The organism is Ideonella sp. A 288 (assembly GCF_002198735.1).
GTDB lineage: Bacteria > Pseudomonadota > Gammaproteobacteria > Burkholderiales > Burkholderiaceae_C > Pseudaquabacterium.
In genome coordinates this window covers 310190-327546 of sequence record NZ_MWLO01000137.1, presented here as the reverse complement: position 1 = coordinate 327546, position 17357 = coordinate 310190, and the positions used below count along the sequence as shown (strand labels likewise).

Genomic DNA, 17357 nt, shown 5'->3' with positions numbered 1-17357 from the left:
TGCCTCAGCGCCGAAACGTCACGACACGGTCCAGCCCCAACTGCACGCAGAACGTCCGCTGCGAGTCCGGAACCGACAGCCAACCCGATCGCTGGACGACGTTCCGAGGCCGGCTCGATGCAAGCTGGCGATGCCCGCACCGGCTTCGGCATGTCATCGAAGGGTCATGCGCCGGTCATTGCCATGACGCCCGATTTGCCGAGAATGGCCGCTCACTCACCACAAGAGGAGACAGGCCCATGGACCCCATCCGCTCGAATGCCGGGACGCCCCGCGTCGCCACCGTGCTGGCAACCACCCTGCTCGGGGCCGCGGCCCTGCTGGCCGGCTGCGGCGGAAGCGACGAGGCGCCGTTCGGCTCGGCCGAGGCCCGGCCTCTGGTCATCGGCCACCGCGGTGCCAGCGGCACGGTGCCCGAGCACACGCTCGAGTCCTACCGCCGTGCCATCGAGATGGGTGCCGACGTCATCGAGCCCGACCTGGTGTCCACCAAGGACGGCGTGCTCATCGCACGCCACGAGCCCAACATGATCGCCACCACCGACGTGGCCGACCGGCCCGAGTTTGCGACGCGCCGCAAGACCATCAAGGTCGATGGTGTCGACGACACCGGCTTCTTCGCCAGCGACTTCACGCTCGCCGAGATCAAGACCCTGCGCGCCAAGCAGGCTTTCGCCGACCGCGACCAGACGCAGAACGGCAAGTACCAGATCCCCACCTTCGACGAGGTGATCGCCCTGGCGCAGGAGCGCGGCAATGCGCTCGGCCGCACGATCGGCATCTACCCCGAGACCAAGCATCCCACCTGGCACGTCGAGCAGGGCCTGCCGCTCGAGGACAAGCTGCTGGCCTCGCTCGACAAGGTGGGCTGGAACCGCGCCGATGCGCCGGTGTTCATCCAGTCCTTCGAGACGGCCAACCTGAAGGCGCTGCGCCAGCGCACCAAGGTTCGTCTGGTGCAACTGGTGGACGCCGACGACGTGAACCCGCGCACCGGCGCCATCACCTACGCCGCGCCCTTCGACCGGCCCTACGACTGGACCAAGGCGGGTCGCACCGGCTTCTTCGGCGACCTGCTCACGCCCGCCGGCCTGGACGAGGTGAAGACCTACGCCGACGGCATCGGCCCGTGGAAGCGCTACCTCGTCACCGTGAAGGCCACGCTGAATGCGGCGGGCAACCCGGTCGACGCGAACGGTGACGGCGCCATCAACGAGGCCGACTTCGCGGCGGTGGCCGACGACACCATCGTCCGCAACGCCAAGGCCCGCGGCCTGATCGTGCACACCTGGACCTTCCGCAGCGAGCCGCGCCGCCTGGCGGCCACCTACGCCAACGACCCGGCGAAGGAATACGAGCAGTTCTTCACGCTGGGTGTGAATGGTGTGTTCAGTGATTTCCCGGATGCCGCCGTCGCGCAGCGCAACGCGTGGTGGGCGCGTCGCAACTAGTGTGTGAATGAGTGGGTGAGCAGGGCGCGTGCCACGACCCGTGGAACCGCCCTGTCAACCCCGCGACCCGGTGCCCGACATCGATGCAAGCGCCCCCCGCGCGCGCCGGCAACAAATCAGAATCGGCCATCGCCAACCCACCACAGGACCTCCCATGCGAACTTCTCTTCTGCGCTGCCTCGGCACCGCGTCGCTGCTGTGCTTCACCACCCTGGGCCTGCAGGCCGCGCCGCTGACGCTGGCGGGCTCGGGCGCCACCGTCGATTTCTATTACGACGCGGCTTACTGGGGTGCTGCGCCCAGCTTCACCATCAGCGGCGACAACATCACTTTCAACCGCATCGGCCTGACCGCGTTCACGCCGGGCGAGAAGGATTTCGGCGGCGACGACGCGCAATCGCGCGACGCCGCGCTTGGCGAGGCGGCACTGATCGCCGTGGCCCGCGCCGGCTTCAGCTTCGCCGGCGGCTACAGCGCCAGCCTCGGCTTCAGCGGCAGCTACGAACTGGACGGCAGCGGCCTGGTGGCGGCCGTCCACGGTTCGGACCTGCACGCCGGCAGTTTCGGCGGCGGCGTGTTCAGCACGGCCAGCGTGCTGGGCAGCCTGTTCTCTGATGCGGTCGAGGCGTCCAGCGGCGCTGGCCCGCTCAGCGGCACCAGTGCCGCGCTGGCCGGCACCGCGGGTGCGGGCCAGGTGCTGGCCCTGGTCGACCTCTTCGCCAATGTCGCGGCCTTTCAGGACGACCTGGGCGACACCGGCGCCACGATCGACAGCCTCAACTACACGATCAGCGCGGCCCGGCTGAATGCCGTGCCCGAGCCGGCATCGTTGTTGCTGGTGCTGACGATGCTGGCCGGCCTGGCCGCCGTGCGGCGTCGCTGACGCTGACGCTGCGGCCGCCGCCGCCCCTTTCCTTCACCGTCCACCCGATCGGAACCCCCCATGGCAGGCCCTACCTCCGTCCGCATCACCACGCTGCGCGCCATCCTGGCCGAATCCACGCTCGTCGCGCCCAGCACCACGGTGGCGCTGATCAGCCTGCTGGGCCCGGTCGGCCCGAACAACATCGTCACGCTGTCGGGTGACGATGCGGCGCTGTTCGACGTGAAGTTCCTCACCACCCGCAGCTGGAGCCTGGTGCTCAAGCAGGGCGTGGTGCTCGACTTCGAGACGAACCCGAGGCTGGATGTGACGGTGAGCGCACGCGACGCCGCGGCGCCGCCGACGGCGGCCGTCAGCGCCAGCTATGCGGTGGCCATCACCGATGTGAACGAGGCGCCGGTCATCACCCATGCCGGCGGCGGCGATCAGGCGCTCGTCGCCGTCGACGAGAACACCGCGGCCACGCTCGCGTTGACGGCGGTCGACCCCGAAGGCGGCGCCATCGCCTGGTCGCTGTCGGGCGCCGACGCGGCGCTGTTCTCGGTGGACGCCGCAGGCGCGCTGAGCTTCATCGCGCCGCCCGATTTCGAGACCCCGCTCGACGCCGACGGCAACAATGTCTACCAGGTCGCCGTCACGGCCACCGACCCCACCGGCCTGGCCGACACGCAGGCGCTGTCGGTGCAGGTGAACGACGTCATCGACGCCAACCAGATCACCCGCATCTCGGCCATCCAGGGCGACGGCGCGGCCTCGCCGCTGGTGGGCCAGACCGTCAACGTGCAGGCCCGCGTCACCGCGTGGCTGCCGAACTCTCGCCTGTTCTTCGTGCAGGAGGAGGCCACCGACCAGGACGGCAACGTGGCCACCTCCGAAGGCGTGGCCGTGTTCTACGGCAACGGCGCCTCGCCGGTGAATGCCGACAGCGTGGGCGACATCGTGCGCTTCGGCGCCCGCATCGCCGAGTTCAACGGCCTCACCGAGCTGACCACGCTCAGCGGCTTCACCGTGGTGCGCGATGGCACCGCGGCCGATCTGGACGCACCGGTGTCGGTCACGCTGCCGCTGGCCAGCGCCGCGGTGCTCGAGCAGGTCGAGGGCATGCACGTCACGGTGTCGGCGGGCGGCGGCGGTGCGCTGCACGTCGGCGACACCTTCACCTTCGCCCGCTTCGGCGAGATGACCCTGCACGCCGGCGGCGTGCCGGTGCAGTACACGCAGACGAACCTGCCCAGCGTCGCCGGCTATGCCGCCTTCAACGCCGCGCTGACGCTGAACACGCTGCAGATCGATGATGGCAACACCGCGCAGAACCCCACGCTGGCGGCGCTGAACAGCGGCACCCGCATCCTGCGCGACGCCACCGACGACGGCATCGCCAACGGCGCGCCGCTGGCCGCCGGCAACTTCCTGCGCGTGGGCGACACCACAGATGCCGTCACCGGCGTGCTGAGCTTCGCCTTCAGCGCCTACGAGCTGCACCCCACCGACACGCTGGCCCTCACCGCCACACCGCGGCCGGCTGCGCCCGACACCGCGGCCCTCAACGCCACTGGCGTGGCCGAGATCAAGGTGGCCAGCTTCAACGTGCTGAACTACTTCACCACGCTCGACGCGGGTGGCGCCACCTTCACCAACCCGCTGGGCACCAGCCACCAGCCGCGCGGCGCCAACACGGCCGCCGAATTTGCGCAGCAGCGCGACAAGGTGGTGGCCGCCATCCTGGGCACCGGCGCGCAGGTCTTCGGCCTCAACGAGATCCAGAACAACGGCTTCGGCGACGAGACCAGCGCCATCGACGACCTGGTCGACGCGTTGAACGCGGCCGTCGGCTCCGCGCGCTTCGCCTATGTGGCCGGGCCCTACGGCACCGGCAGCGGCAGCGTGGCCACCGCGGGCGACGACGCCATCATGGTGGGCATCCTCTACGACGCCACCGCGGTGCAGCCGCTGGGCAGCGCCCAGGTGCCCGACACGGCCATCTACACCGCCTTCCAGGATTCGAGCCGCGTGCCGCTGGCGCAGACCTTCGGCTACGCCGACGACCCCAGCAAGCAGTTCACGCTGGTCGTCAATCACCTGAAGAGCAAGGGCTCGCTGTCGAGCAACTTCGGCGGCGACCTCGATGCTGGCGACGGCCAGGGCAACAACAACCCGACGCGGCTCGAAGCCGTGGTCGACCTGGCCCGCTGGCTGGACACCGACCCTACGGGTTATGACGACGGTGACGTGCTGCTGGTCGGCGACTACAACAGCTACGCGATGGAAGACCCGGTGCGCTTCCTCAGCGACGCTGCGTTCGATGCCGCAGCCGTGTACGGCGGCTATGACATCCCTGCCGCGGCCGAGGGCCTGGCCGGCCGCTACACCGACCTCAGCCATGGCGGCGACTACGGCTATGTCTTCGACGGGCAGCGCGGCTCGCTCGACCACGCCTTCGCCAGCGCCGGCCTGTCCGGCGAGGTCACCGGCATCACCCACTGGCACGTCAATGCCGACGAGCAGGTGGCCACCGACTACAACGACGAATTCAAGCCCGCCGACGTGCAGGGCCTGGCCGGCTCCGACGCCTTCCGCTCGTCCGACCACGACCCGGTGATCATCGGCCTGCGGCTGAACAGCGAGGCTGTCACGCCGCCCGGCGACAGGCTGGCGCCCACGCTGGGCAGCAGCACCCCGGCCGACAACGCCACCGGCGTGGCCGTGGGCGCCAACCTGGTGCTGGCCTTCAGCGAGGCCATCCGCGCGGTGGGCGGCAATGTCGAGATCCGCTCGCTCGACGGCGGCACCAGCCTCGTTATTGCGATCGACGACCCGCAGATCACGATCGCCGGCAACCAGCTCACCATCGACCCGGTGGCCAACCTGGCCGTGGGCGGCGACTACGCGGTGCGCATCGCCCCCGGCGTGCTGGAAGACCTGGCCGGCAACGACTTCGCCGGCCTGCTCGACGACGCCGTGTTGAACTTCAGCACCGTCGAGCCGGTGGTGGTGCAGCCGGTGCGCATCGACGAGGGCTTCGCGGCCTTCACCGGCACGGGCTTCGCGCCGGTGCCGGCCGCTGGGCAGCTGGATTCCGACCTGTGGCGCGTCACCGGCCTGAGCGACGGCGCGATGGCCTTCGGCGACACCCGCACCGCCGGCGACTTCGCGCGCGGCGCGGCCACCAACGCGGTCACCACCGGCGGCGTCTATGCCTTCCAGGTGGAAGCCGGCAACGTGGCCTTCGGCTTCCAGCCCGGTGGCGACGACGTCACCCCGGGGGCGCTGCAGTTGCGCCTGGTCAACACCACCGGCGCCAGCGTGGGCGAGCTGCGCCTCGACTACGACCTGTGGGTGCGCAACGACCAGCCGCGCGGCAACAGCGTGGCGGTGCAGTACTCGCTGGACGGCGGCGCCAGCTTCGTCACCGTGCCGGGCCTGGGCGCCACGTCGCCGGCCGCGGCACAGGCCGGCGCCACGTTTGCGCGCACGGCCTTCGACCTGCAGGTGATCGGCGGCCTCGACATCGCCCCCGGCGCTGCCGTCATCGTGCAATGGCTCACCGACGACGCCGGTGGCGCCGGCGCGCGCGATGAGTTCGCCTTCGACAACATCCTGGTCGAGCTGGCGGGGTTGCCGGCGGTGCAGCCGCTGGCCGACGCCGTGGGAGGCCTGGTCTGAGCCGCTGAAGGGTCGGTCGGCGGGCTCGGGCCGTGGAGGTCCGGGCGCCTGGGCGCGTGCAGGCGCTCAGGCGGGGCCCACCCCGCGCACCGCCGCAAAGAACGCCCGCAGCCGCCCCTCGTCGAGCCGACCGTCGCGGCGCACGCCGCTGCAGATGTCCAGGCCGTGGGGCTGCACCTGCGCGATGGCCTCGGCCACGTTGCCGGCGTTCAGGCCACCGGCCAGGTACACCGGCCGGTCGACCGCGCGGCACAGCCGGCGGCTGACCGACCAGTCGTGCGTGCGGCCGGTGCCGCCCAGCTCCTTCACCGCCGCGGCCGGGTTGCCCGAATCGAGCAGCAGCGCGTCGACCCAGGGCGCGGCGGCCAGCGCCTCGTCGATCGAGGCCTCGCCGGTGACGTGGATCACCTGCACCAGGCGCACGTCGGGCAGGGCGTCGCGCAGCCGCGGCAGTTCGTCGCCCGGCAGCGCGTCGACCAGTTGCAGCGTCGTGGTGCGGCAGCGGTGGTGCTGGTCGACGATCTCGCGTGCGCTCAGTTTGCAGGTCAGCAGGAAGGTGTGCACCGTGGGCGGCACCTGCGCCGCGATGGCGGCGATCAGCGCCTCGTCGATCACGCCCGGCCCGCTGGGCATGGCCGACACCAGCCCCAGCGCGTGCGCGCCCGCGTCGACGGCCAGGCGCGCCTCGTCGGCGCTGGCAATGCAGCAGATCTTGACCTGGGGCACCGTGGCCATCGTGCCGCCCTCAGCGCCGCGTCACCATCTCGCCGGGTTCGTAGTCGGCCACCTTCAGCGGGCTGCGGCGGGCGATGTAGGCGCGCAGCACGTCGGCGTCGACGAAGCCCGAATCGACATAGCCCGGGTGGCCGGTGATGCGCGGGTAGCCGTCGCCGCCGGTGGCGGTGAAGTTGGTCAGCGCCATGCGGTACAGGCGCCGCGGGTCGATCGGCTCGCCGGCGATGCGCGCTTCACTGAGCTGCCCGCCGACGATGCGCATCTGCACGCCCGCCGTCTGCGGGAAGGCGCCCGAGCCGGGGGTCATCGCCGCGGCGGCCTGCAGGTAGGCCAGCAGTTCGGCGCCAGGCATCTGCACCACCGCCACGGTGTTGCCGAAGGGCTGCACCTTCAGCACGTCGCGGTAGCTGATGGCGCCGGCCGGCAGCGAATCGCGCACGCCGCCCGAGTTGACCAGGGCCAGGTCGGCGCCGGTGCGGTCCATCATCGCGCGGGCCACCAGCACGCCCAGCGTGGTGGGCTGCGCGCGCACGCGGGCGCGGTCGCCGTCGAGCACGCCGTCGGACGATCCCACCGGCACGTTCAGCCGCGCCTCGCCGTTGGCCTGGAAGGGCTGCAGGAAGGCGCGCACGCCGGCGTCGGGCGCGATGGCCTCGGTGTAGGGCAGCTTGCTGCCGTCGGCCTGCTTCTTCACCAGGTTCACCGGCATCAGTTGGTACTTCACCAGTTCCACCTTGCCTGCGTCGATGACGAAATCGGCCCGGCCCACGTACTTGCCCCACTCGTGGGCCTGCACGATCCAGGTGCCGTTCTGGCGGTCGGGCGCGCAGGGCTGGCCGGGCACGTAGGCCTCGTTGCGCTGGTTTTCCGCGCGCATGCACACCGGGTTCTGGCTGTGGCCGCCCACCACCAGGTCGAGCCCGCGCACGGCGCGCGCCATCTCCACGTCGCCGGGGGCGTTGACGCCGCGCTGGCCGTCGGGGTAGTGGCCCATGTGCGTGACGGCGATCACCATGTCGGCCTGGTCGCGCACCTCGGGCAGCACCCGCGCCACCTCGTCGATGGGCTTGCGGAACTCGATGCCGCGGATGTTGTCGGGCAACACCATCTTCTGCGTGTCGTCGGTGGTCAGGCCGATCACCGCGATGCGGTGGCCGCCACGCTCGAAGACACGGTAGGGCTCGAACATCCGGGCGCCGTCGCGGTAGATGTTGGCCGACAGCAGCGGGAACTTGGCCCACTGGCGCTGCTTGGCCAGCACCGCGGGCGGCTTGTCGAACTCGTGGTTGCCCACCGCCGAGGCGTCGTAGCCCAGCAGGTTCATGCCCTTCACGTCGGGCTCGGCGTCCTGCAGATCGCTCTCGGGCACGCCGGTGTTGATGTCGCCGCCGTCCAGCAGCAGCGTGTGGCCGCCGGCCGCGGCCACCTCGGCGCGCACCCGCTCGACCAGGGTCTTGCGCGCGGCCAGGCCGTACTCGCCGTCGGCGTTGGGCCAGAAGCGGCCGTGGTGGTCGTTGGTGTGCAGGATGGTCAGCTTCAGCGGCTCGCGCGGGGCGAGGCCGGCGCAGCCGGCCAGCGCCAGCAGCGCGGCCAGGCCCAGCAGCGTGGCGGCCGGGCGCGCGGGTGAGGGACGGACAGGGCAGGGACGGGATGGCTTCACGGCGGCCTCGGGACAGGGACGGTGCACAGCCGGCCAGCATGCCACAGCGGCATGGCGCCGCCATGGCCGCGCGCCGCCACGGGCCCGCCGATCCGGGGACGCCCGCAGGGCCGCCCCGTGGCCCGGCCTGCCGCGCCGGGCGCTTGCGCTAGAGTCCTGGGGCGCCGGGGCCGTTGCGCGGCAAGCCGATGCCGTGCCGTGGCCCGTGCACCGCCGCCGTCGGCGACCGGCAGTGGCACCGCCCGTGGCGCGCCACTGTCCCGAGCCCCATGCCCACCGGGCTGCCACCGCGGCCCCCAGGAGCCCACCATGACCCTCGCTGCCCGCTGCACCGACCCCCTCGCTCAACCCGCTGCCGTGCTGCCCCGGCGCCAGCTGTTGGCCGCCGCGCTGGCCTCGCTGGCCGCACCCTGGGCGGCACAGGCCGCCCCGTCGCCGCTGGTCGAAGTCTGGAAAGGCCCCACCTGCGGCTGCTGCAACGACTGGATCGCCTACCTCGAAGCCAATGGCTTCACCGTGCGCGCCTTCGACACCGGCAACACCGACATGCGCGTCAAGCTGGGCATGCCGCTGCTCTACGGCTCGTGCCACACTGCGCGGGTGGACGGCTACGTGCTCGAGGGCCATGTGCCGGTGCGCGAGATCCGCCGCCTGCTGGCCGAGCGCCCCAAGGCGGTGGGCCTGGCGGTGCCGGCGATGCCGGTGGGCTCGCCGGGCATGGACGGCCCCGAATACCGCGGCCGGCGCGACCCCTACGACGTGCTGCTGGTCCGCAAGGACGGCAACGCCGCGGTCTACCAGGCCTATCGGTGAAAAGGAGCGATCGCATGATCCGTCACCCCCTGGCCGCTGCGCTGCTGGCCATGCTGTGCGCCGCAGGCGGCACGGCCGCCGCCCAGACCGCGGCGCCGGCCGCCCCTGCGAGCGCCGCGCAGGAGCTGACGGCCGGCGAGGTGCGCAAGATCGACAAGGCCGCGCGCACCGTGACGTTGAAGCACGGCGAGATCCGCAACCTCGACATGCCGCCGATGACCATGGTCTTCAAGGCCCGCGACGTCGCCATGCTGGCCAAGCTGAAGGTGGGCGACAAGGTGCGCTTCCACGCCGAGAAGTCGAAGGACGACCTGCTGTTGACGGTGCTGGAACCTGCCCGCTGACCCGGCGACGCGGCCCGACGACTTCCGCCGCAGCGGGCCAACGCGTCAGGCCGAAGCGTCAGGCCGTCCGCGCCGCGTGCCTGGCCGAGGCCCGGCGCCGTGGTGTCGGGTCTCGCAGCGCCCCCACGTCGTCCTTCACCGCCGCGAACAGGTCGTACAGCGGTTGCGCCGCCGGCGACAGCGTGCGCCCGGTGCGGCGGATCAGGCCGACGCGGCGGGTGACCACCGGCTGATCCAGCGGCACGCTCACCAGCAGCGGGTGGTCGGGCCCCGGCATCGCCAGCGAAGGCACGGCGGCCACGCCCAGGCCGGCCTCGACCATGCCCAGCAGCGTGGTCACGTGCTCGGCCTCGCAGACGATGCGCGGGGGGTCGGGCAGGCCGGCCAGCGCCTGGTCGAGCAGCAGGCGGTTGCCCGATGACTTGCCCACCGAGATGAAGTCGACCTCGGCCAGGTCGCGCCAGGCCACGCGGCGGCGGCGCGCCAGCGGGTGGTCGCGCCGGCAGGCCATCACGAAGCGCTCTTCGAGCAGCGTGTGGAACTCGAGCCCCGGCTCCTGGCTGCCGATGAAGTTGATGCCGAAATCGGCCTCGCCGCGCGACACCGCGTCCAGCACCGCCGCGGCGTTGGCGTCGAACACCTTGACGCGGATGCGCGGGTAGCTCTCGCGGTAGCGCTGGATCACGCGCGACGCGTGGTAGTACACGGCCGACGGCACGCTGGCGATCGTCACCTCGCCCATGCGCGTGGCGGCCACGCCGCGCATCGCCATCAGCGTGCCGTCCAGGTCGTCCAGCAGCGACTGCACCTTGTGCGCGAAGTCGCGGCCCACCGCGGTGAGGCTGACGCGCCGCGTGGTGCGGTCGAGCAGCCGCACGCCCAGTGCCTGTTCGAGCTTGTCGATGCGCCGGCTGAACGCCGGCTGCGAGATGTGCACCGCCTCGGCGGCGCGGCGGAAGTTGGACAGCTCGGCCACGGCCCGGAAGGCCAGCAGGTCGTTGAGGTCGAAGTTGATCGCCATGGGCGTGCTCCCGGCTGCACCTGGGCGCCGCGCACTGATGTGCCTGGCGCATCAATCGATCATAACTGTGCAATTCCCATGCATCGGTGGCATCGACATCATCCCGGCCATGGGTTCATTCACCATTCCTTGCGTCCTGATGCGTGCCGGCACCTCGCGCGGCCCGTTCTTCCTGCGCCACTGGCTGCCCGCCGACGAGGCCGAGCGCGACCAGGCGCTGATCGGCGCGATCGGCGCGTCCGACCTGCTGCAGGTGGACGGTGTCGGCGGCGGCAGCACGCTGACCAGCAAGGTGGCGATCGTCTCGCGCTCGGCGCAACCCGACTGCGATGTCGACTACCTGTTCGCGCAGGTCGGCGTCGGCCAGAAGTCGGTCGACACGCGGCCCAACTGCGGCAACATGCTGTCGGGCGTGGCGCCGTTCGCGATCGAGCAGGGGCTGGTCGACGCGACCGACGGCGAGACGACCGTGCGGGTGTTCAACGTGAACACCTCGTCGCGCATCGACGTCACCGTGTGCACGCCCGGCCGGCGCGTCACCTACGACGGCCTCACCGGCATCGACGGCGTGGCCGGCACCGCGGCGCCGATCCGGCTGAACTTCCTCGATGCCTGGGGCGCGGTCACCGGCTCGGTGTTCCCCACCGGCCAGCGCATCGACACGATCGACGGCACGCCGCTGACCTGCATCGACGCGGCCATGCCGCTGATGATCGTGCGCGCCGCCGACCTGGGCCTGGGCGGGCGCGAGTCCCCGGCCGAACTGGACGCCGACCGCGCACTGCTGGAACGGCTGGAGGCGCTGCGCCTGGCCGCCGGCCGCCTGATGGGGCTGGGCGACGTGGCGGGCAGCGTGATCCCCAAGCCGGTGATCGTGAGCCGCGGCGACGACGACGACAGCCTCACCTCGCGCTACTTCACGCCGCGGCGTTGCCATGCCTCGCACGCCGTCACCGGCGCCATCGGCGTGGCCACCGCCTTCGCGCTGCCCGGCACGGTGGCCAGCGGCCGTGATGGCGGGCCCGGTACGCGCCGCATCGCGGTGCTGCACCCGCAGGGCCGCATCGACGTCGAGGTGACGCTCGACGGCGAGGGCGAGGCCGCCCGCATCGAGCGCGCGGCGCTGGTGCGCACCGCCCGAAAGATCCTGCAGGGCGACCTGCACATCCCGGACTACGTGTTCTCGAAACCGATCGAAGGAGACCCCACCATGAAGCGACTCATCGCCCCGGCCCTGGCCGCCACCCTGGCCGCCGCCGCCCCCGCCGCGATGGCCTGGCCCGACAAGACCATCACCATCGTCGTACCCACCGCCGCCGGCGGCGGCAACGATGCAATGGCCCGCACCATCGCGCAGAAGCTGGGCCCGCTGCTGGGCCAGACCATCATCATCGACAACCGCGCCGGCGCCAACGGCTCCATCGCCAGCGAGTTCGTCGCCCGTGCGCCGGCCGATGGCCACACCATCATGTTCGGCTACATCGCCACGCACGGCATGAACCCGGCCCTGCAGAAACTGCGTTATGACCCGGTGGCCGACTTCGCGCCCGTGGGCCTGGTGGGCTATTCGCCGACGCTGATGGTGGCCAACGGCACCGTGCCGGTGAAGGACGTGAAGGACCTGGTGGCCCAGCTCAAGGCCAAGCCCGACAAGTACACCTACGCCTCGGCCGGCAACGGCACGGCGCCGCACTTCGCGGCCGAGCTGTTCAAGCTCAACGCCGGCGTGGTGATGCTGGGCATCCCCTACAAGGGCGCCGCGCCGGCCGTCAGCGACACCATCGGCGGGCAGACGCAGTTCATGTTCCCCAGCCTGTTCACCGCGATGCCGCACGTCAAGTCCGGCAAGCTCAGGGCGCTGGCGGTGGCGGGGTCCAAGCGCAGCGCGCTGCTGCCCGACGTGCCCACGCTGAAGGAGGCCGGCGTCGACGGCGTCGACGTGTCGCAGTGGTACGGCCTGTTCGTGCCGGCGAAGACGCCCAAGGCCGTGGTCGACCAGCTCAACAAGGCGCTGAACCAGGTGCTGGCCGACAAGGACATCGTCAAGCGCATCGAGGACCACGGCGCCGATGTCGAGGGCAGCACGCCCGAACAGCTGGGCGCACTCGTCAAGGGCGAGCTCGTGAAGTGGAAGCGCGTCGTGCAGCAAGCCAGGCTGACGGCCGACTGAGCGCGCAGCCAACCCAACACCCCAAGGAGACGACCCATGAACACCCCCCGCATCGCCAGCCTGCTCGGCCTGGCACTGCTGGCCGGCGCCGCCTCGGCGCAGGAAGTGACGCTGTTCGGCATCGCCGATGCCGCCTTCCGCCACGTCGACAACCAGGGCCGCGGCTCGGTCAACTCGGTGGTCAGCGGCTCCAATTCCACCAGCCGGCTCGGCCTGCGTGGCCGCGAAGACCTGGGCGGTGGCCTGTGGGCCGGCTTCCACCTCGAGCATGGGCTGCTGCTCGACACCGGCACGCCGGCCTCGGCCACGCAGTTCTGGGACCGCCGCTCCACCGTCAGCGTCGGCGACGCGCGCTGGGGCGAAATCCGCATCGGCCGCGACTTCGTGCCCAGCTACACCAACTGGTCGCGCTACGACCCGTTCTCGTACGTCGGTGTCGGCGGGGCCAACAACTTCGTCTCGGCCACGCCGGCCGGGCCCATCCGCTCGGCCTTCGGCACCTCGCCCAACACCACGGTGCGATCGAGCAACTCGGTGCAGTGGGTGATGCCATCGGGTTGGGGCGGCCTGGAAGGCGAGGTGATGTGGGCCGCGCGCGAGGGCGGCACCGCGGCCAACGGCCAGCACGACCTGCGCGGCCTGCGCGTGGGCTATGCCACCAAGGCCTGGGGCGTGTCGGCGGCCTCCACCCGCAGCACCAACGACCTCACCACGACCGGCGCCTTCAACGACAGCGCGGTGGGTGGCAACGTCGACCTCGGTGTCGTGCGCCTGTCGGCGGTGCTGCGGCGCTTCTCGCAGAACGCGGCGCGCCAGAACCACCTGCTGGTCGGTGCACGGGTGCCGATGGGCGTCGGCGAGATCAAGCTGTCGTACCACCGGGTCGACCTGTCCGGCCGCGTCGGCACCACCGCGATCGACGGCAACGATGCGCGCCAGTTGGCGCTGGGCTACGTCTACAACCTGTCCAAGCGCAGCGCGCTGTACGCCACGCTCTCGCGCATCGACAACAGCGGCGGCGCCACCTTCGTGGTGCCCGGCGGTCCCACGGGCCTGGCCGGCGGTGCCTCGTCCACCGGCACCGAGTTCGGCGTGCGCCACAACTTCTGATGGCCATGGACGACCTCAGTGCCTGGATCGGCCGCAGCGAGACCGTGCGCGACCCCATCGGCGCCACGCCGGTGCGCGCCCTCGCCGCCACGCTCGATCACCCCGCCGCCGAGGTGCCCGACGGCAGCGTGCTGCCGCCGCTGTGGCACTGGCTGTACTTCCTGCCGCTGCACCGCCAGTCGGCCATCGGCCCCGATGGCCACGCGAAGCGCGGAGGCTTCCTGCCGCCGGTGCCGCTGCCGCGGCGCATGTGGGCCGGCAGCCAGTTCGAATGGCACGCGCCGATCCGGGTCGGCGACGCGGTCGAGCGCACCTCGACCATCGCGCGGGTCAGCGCCAAGTCGGGCCGCACCGGCGAGCTGGTGTTCGTCACCGTGCGACATGACCTGCGCTGCAACGGCGCGGCCGAGCCGGCGCTGGTGGAGCACCACGACATCGTCTACCGCGGGCCGAAGCGGCCGGACGATGTGGAGCCGCCACCACAGAGCCCGCCCGCTGGTGCCGCGTGGCACCGCGAGCTGCTGCCCGACGACGTGCTGCTGTTCCGCTACTCGGCGCTCACCTTCAACGGCCACCGCATCCACTACGACCGGCGCTACGTCACCGAGGTCGAGGGCTACCCCGGCCTGATCGTGCACGGCCCGCTGATTGCCACGCTGCTGCTCGACCTGCTGCGGCGCGAGCAGCCCGCGGCGCAGGTGGCGAGCTTCCGCTTCAAGGCGCTGCGCCCCACCTTCGACGGCCGGCCGATGGCCGTGCACGGCCTGCCTGCCGCCGACGGCTGCAGCGTGCGCCTGTGGGCCACCGACCACGAGGGCTGGCTGACCATGGACGCCGAGGCCCAGCTGTGCTGAACGACAGGAGACGATCGCCATGCAACCCTTGAAGGGCCTCACCGTGGTCACGCTCGAACACGCGATCGCCGCGCCGTTCGCCACCCGGCAGCTCGCCGACCTGGGCGCCCGCGTCATCAAGGTCGAGCGGCCCGGCACGGGCGATTTCGCCCGCGGCTACGACGCCCGCGTGCGCGGCCTGGCCTCGCACTTCGTCTGGACCAACCGCAGCAAGGAAAGCCTCTCCCTCGACCTGAAGCACCCGCAGGCCGCCGCGCTGCTGCGCCGGCTGGTGGTCGAGCAGGCCGACGTGCTGGTGCAGAACCTCGCGCCCGGCGCCGCCGCGCGCATGGGCCTGTCGCACGAGGCGCTGGCCGCCGACCGGCCCGGGCTCATCGTCTGCGACATCTCGGGCTATGGCGACGACCCCGTCCACCCCGGGCCCTATCGCGACAAGAAGGCCTACGACCTGCTGATCCAGAGCGAGGCCGGCTTCGTCTCGGTCACCGGCACGCCCGACGAGCCCAGCAAGGCCGGCCCGTCGATCGCCGACATCGCCGCCGGCATGTACGCCTACAGCAGCATCCTGGCGGCGCTGCTGGAGCGCCAGCACACCGGCCGCGGCCGGCGCATCGACATCTCGATGCTCGAGTCGCTGGGCGAGTGGATGAGCTACCCGATGTATTACGCGTTCGACGGCGCCCAGCCGCCGCCGCGCACCGGCGCCAGCCACGCCACGATCTACCCCTATGGCCCGTTCCCGGCCGGCGACGGCGGCACGGTGATGTTGGGCCTGCAGAACGAACGCGAATGGCAGTCGTTCTGCCAGGGCGTGCTGCAGCAGCCGGCACTGGCCACCGACCCGCGCTTTGCGGGCAACGCCCGCCGGGTGGCCGAGCGCGCGGCGCTGCGCGCGCTGATCGTCGAGGCCTTCTCGTCGCTCACCACTGCGCAGGTGGTCGAGCGGCTCGAGGCGGCGCAGATCGCCAATGCCCAGGTCAACACCATGGCTGGCCTGTGGGCGCACCCGCAGCTGGCCGCCCGCCAGCGCTGGCGCGAGATCGGCTCGCCGGCCGGCCCGCTGCCTGCGATGCTGCCGCCCGGCAGCTGGGACGACGGCGACCCGCGCATGGACCCCGTGCCGGCGCTGGGCCAGCACACCGACGCGATCCTCGGGGCCCTCGGCGTCGACGCCGCCGGCCTGGCGGCGCTGCGCGCCGACGGCGCGATCTAGCCGCGATCCTGGCCTGTCCACCGATACCATCCCACCGAACCGCGACGCAAGGACCTCACGCCATGGCCGCCAGCATCATCGACTCCAGCATCTTCCAGGGCATCTTCTCCAGCGACGCGATGCGCGCCGTGTGGAGCGACGAGAACCGCACCCGCAAGTACATCGACGTGGAGCGCGCGCTGGCCATCGTGCAGGCGCGGCTGGGGCTGATCCCGCAGGAGGCGGCCGACGAGATCGTGAGCCACTGCCAGCTCGAGCAGATCGACATGGCGCGGCTGCGCCAGCAGACCGAGCGCATCGGCTACCCGATCCTGGGCGTCGTCACGCAGCTCAACCAGCTGTGCCGCGACCAGCTGGGCGAGTACGTGCACTGGGGCGCCACCACGCAGGACATCACCGACACCGCCACGGTGCTGCAGATCCGCGAGGCGCTGGTGCTGGTGGACGACGAACTGGCCGCCATCGCCGCCGCGCTGGCCAAGCTGGCGCGTGAACACCGCCTGACGCCCGTCATCGGCCGCAGCAACCTGCAGCAGGCTATTCCCGTGACCTTCGGCTACAAGATGGCGGGGCTGCTGAGCGCGGTGCTGCGCCACCGCGAGCGCCTGGCGCAACTTCGCGAACGGGTGCTGGTGGGCGAGTTCGCCGGGGCGGCCGGCACGCTGGCCTCGCTGGAGCGCGGCGCGATGGAGACGCAGGCGGGCCTGTGCGCCGAACTGGGCCTGGCCCAGCCGGTGATCGCCTGGCACACCATCCGCGACAACATCGCCGAGGTGGGCGCGGTGCTGGGGCTGATCGGCGGCACGCTGGGCAAGCTCAGCATGGACGTGAAGCTGATGATGCAGACCGAGGTGGCCGAGGTCTTCGAGCCCTACCACCATGGCCGCGGCAGCAGCAGCACGATGCCGCAGAAGCGCAACCCGATCGCCAGCTGCTACATCCACGCCGCCATCTCGGTGGTGCGCCAGCACGCCGCCTCCCTGATGGACGCGATGGTGGCCGACCACGAGCGCAGCACCGGCCCCTGGGAGATCGAATGGATCGTGCTGCCCGAGGCCTTCTGCCTGATGGCCGGCGCGCTGAAGCAGTCGCGCGCGGTGCTCGAGGGGCTGGAGGTGGACCCGGTGGCCATGCGCCGCAACATCGACATGACCGGCGGCCTGGTGATGAGCGAGGCGGTGATGATGGGGCTGGGCCCTTACATCGGCCGCGAGCACGCGCACGATCTGGTCTACGACCTGTGCCGCGAATCGCTGGCGCAGCGGCGCCCGCTGATCGACCTGCTGGCCGAGCACCCCGAGATCCGCGCCCATGTCGACCGGGCCGCGCTCGAACGCATGCTCGACCCGGCCCACTACCTGGGACAGAGCGGCGTGATGGTCGACCGCGTGCTCGCGCGCATGTAGGGCTCTCGCGGAGTGCCACGGCGCCCGGGCCACC

The 17357-nt window shown here is 71.6% G+C and carries 13 protein-coding genes and 1 pseudogene; 11 read left to right on the top strand and 3 right to left on the bottom strand.

What is annotated here, in order from left to right; all coding sequences use genetic code 11:
* Nucleotides 1-239: 239 nt before the first annotated feature.
* The 3 genes from EOINJALH_RS21005 (at nucleotide 240) to EOINJALH_RS20995 (ending at nucleotide 5997) form a co-directional block, all read left to right on the top strand.
* On the top strand, nucleotides 240-1451 hold the full coding sequence (locus EOINJALH_RS21005; protein ID WP_088283647.1) for a glycerophosphodiester phosphodiesterase: 1212 nt from the start codon (nucleotides 240-242) through the stop codon (nucleotides 1449-1451).
* Between the two features lie 154 nt (nucleotides 1452-1605).
* A complete protein-coding gene (locus EOINJALH_RS21000; protein WP_088283645.1) occupies nucleotides 1606-2334 on the top strand; it encodes a PEP-CTERM sorting domain-containing protein in 729 nt (242 codons plus the stop codon).
* Between the two features lie 60 nt (nucleotides 2335-2394).
* The gene (locus tag EOINJALH_RS20995; RefSeq protein ID WP_088283643.1) at nucleotides 2395-5997 is read left to right on the top strand and encodes an ExeM/NucH family extracellular endonuclease; all 3603 of its coding nucleotides are present in this window, start codon (nucleotides 2395-2397) and stop codon (nucleotides 5995-5997) included.
* 66 nt (nucleotides 5998-6063) lie between these two features.
* On the opposite strand, the gene EOINJALH_RS20990 is transcribed toward EOINJALH_RS20995, so the two are convergent.
* Together EOINJALH_RS20990 and ushA are read right to left on the bottom strand one after the other, a co-directional pair.
* Complete coding sequence (locus tag EOINJALH_RS20990) at nucleotides 6064-6732, bottom strand: phosphoribosylanthranilate isomerase (RefSeq protein WP_088283641.1); 669 nt, start codon at nucleotides 6730-6732, stop codon at nucleotides 6064-6066.
* Between the two features lie 10 nt (nucleotides 6733-6742).
* Nucleotides 6743-8392: a bifunctional UDP-sugar hydrolase/5'-nucleotidase UshA gene (gene ushA / locus EOINJALH_RS20985; RefSeq protein WP_199873440.1), complete on the bottom strand. Its 1650-nt coding sequence runs from the start codon at nucleotides 8390-8392 to the stop codon at nucleotides 6743-6745.
* Nucleotides 8393-8701: 309 nt separating this feature from the next.
* Here ushA and EOINJALH_RS20980 point away from each other — a divergent pair, with 309 nt between their 5' ends.
* On the top strand, nucleotides 8702-9205 hold the full coding sequence (locus EOINJALH_RS20980; RefSeq protein WP_088283639.1) for a DUF411 domain-containing protein: 504 nt from the start codon (nucleotides 8702-8704) through the stop codon (nucleotides 9203-9205).
* A gap of 14 nt (nucleotides 9206-9219) precedes the next feature.
* Nucleotides 9220-9549, top strand: a complete 330-nt coding sequence (locus EOINJALH_RS20975; RefSeq protein ID WP_088283637.1) for a copper-binding protein — start codon at nucleotides 9220-9222, stop codon at nucleotides 9547-9549.
* 58 nt (nucleotides 9550-9607) lie between these two features.
* On the opposite strand, the gene EOINJALH_RS20970 is transcribed toward EOINJALH_RS20975, so the two are convergent.
* Entirely contained in the window at nucleotides 9608-10570 is a 963-nt protein-coding gene (locus tag EOINJALH_RS20970; protein WP_088283635.1) for a LysR family transcriptional regulator, read from the bottom strand.
* Here EOINJALH_RS20970 and EOINJALH_RS33545 point away from each other — a divergent pair.
* The 6 genes and pseudogenes from EOINJALH_RS33545 to EOINJALH_RS20945 form a co-directional block, all read left to right on the top strand.
* Nucleotides 10452-11729: pseudogene (locus EOINJALH_RS33545) on the top strand (4-oxalomesaconate tautomerase); the annotation flags it as partial. The gene EOINJALH_RS20970 and the pseudogene EOINJALH_RS33545 overlap by 119 nt on opposite strands.
* Before the next feature lie 51 nt (nucleotides 11730-11780).
* Complete coding sequence (locus tag EOINJALH_RS33540; protein ID WP_404872783.1) at nucleotides 11781-12740, top strand: tripartite tricarboxylate transporter substrate binding protein; 960 nt, start codon at nucleotides 11781-11783, stop codon at nucleotides 12738-12740.
* Between the two features lie 36 nt (nucleotides 12741-12776).
* Complete coding sequence (locus tag EOINJALH_RS20960; protein ID WP_088283633.1) at nucleotides 12777-13850, top strand: porin; 1074 nt, start codon at nucleotides 12777-12779, stop codon at nucleotides 13848-13850.
* A gap of 5 nt (nucleotides 13851-13855) precedes the next feature.
* Entirely contained in the window at nucleotides 13856-14704 is an 849-nt protein-coding gene (locus tag EOINJALH_RS20955) for a MaoC family dehydratase N-terminal domain-containing protein (RefSeq protein WP_088283724.1), read from the top strand.
* Nucleotides 14705-14723: 19 nt separating this feature from the next.
* Nucleotides 14724-15917 (top strand): CaiB/BaiF CoA-transferase family protein, encoded by a 1194-nt coding sequence (locus EOINJALH_RS20950; protein ID WP_088283631.1) that lies wholly within the window; start codon nucleotides 14724-14726, stop codon nucleotides 15915-15917.
* A 62-nt stretch (nucleotides 15918-15979) separates the two neighbouring features.
* The gene (locus EOINJALH_RS20945; protein WP_088283629.1) at nucleotides 15980-17323 is read left to right on the top strand and encodes an adenylosuccinate lyase family protein; all 1344 of its coding nucleotides are present in this window, start codon (nucleotides 15980-15982) and stop codon (nucleotides 17321-17323) included.
* Nucleotides 17324-17357: the final 34 nt, after the last annotated feature.